The following is a 554-nucleotide window of genomic DNA, read 5'->3' as shown; positions in this document are numbered from 1 at the left end:
GCCGCGGGCCCGGACGGCCGTCGTCACCCGGGCCGTGGCCGCGGCCCACGGCTGGCGCCCGGGGCGGGCCGCCGCGCTGACCTTCGAGGACGGCCGCACGGTACGGCTGCGGGTCCTCGCGGTGGCGGACGACTCCCTGCCGTACCAGCTCTTCCTCCCGCGCGAACTGGTGCGTGCCCACGATCCCTCGGCGCTGGCCGACGTCGTCTACCGCACCGGCGGCCCACCGGCCCGGCCCGCGCCCGGACTGGGCGCGCACGAGGTGCCGGTGGCGGAGTACACGGCCGCGGCCGACGCCGAGGACGACCGGCTGGTCCGGATCTTCACCCTGATCCTGACCGCCATGACCTCGGGCTACACCGCGATTGCCGTCGCCGCCACGCTGCTCGCCGCCACCGTGGACCGGGCCCGCGACCTGCGCACCCTGCGGCTGTCCGGCGCGACCCGCCGCCAGGTGCTGCTGGCCGTCGCGGGCGAGACGGTCTGCGTCGTGGCCCTCGGCGCCGCCCTGGGGGCGGCGGTGGCCGCGCCCGTGCTGCTCGGCATGGTCCACG

General features: G+C 78.5%; 1 protein-coding gene. It reads left to right on the top strand.

Going from position 1 to position 554, the window contains the following annotated elements:
- Nucleotides 1-554 (top strand): FtsX-like permease family protein (locus EEJ42_RS30930; RefSeq protein ID WP_342778349.1); only part of this gene is annotated, 554 nt, incomplete at both ends.

This window comes from Streptomyces botrytidirepellens, from assembly GCF_003721215.1.
In the GTDB taxonomy this organism is placed as follows: domain Bacteria; phylum Actinomycetota; class Actinomycetes; order Streptomycetales; family Streptomycetaceae; genus Streptomyces; species Streptomyces himastatinicus.
This window is presented reverse-complemented; position numbering and strand designations above follow the sequence as displayed.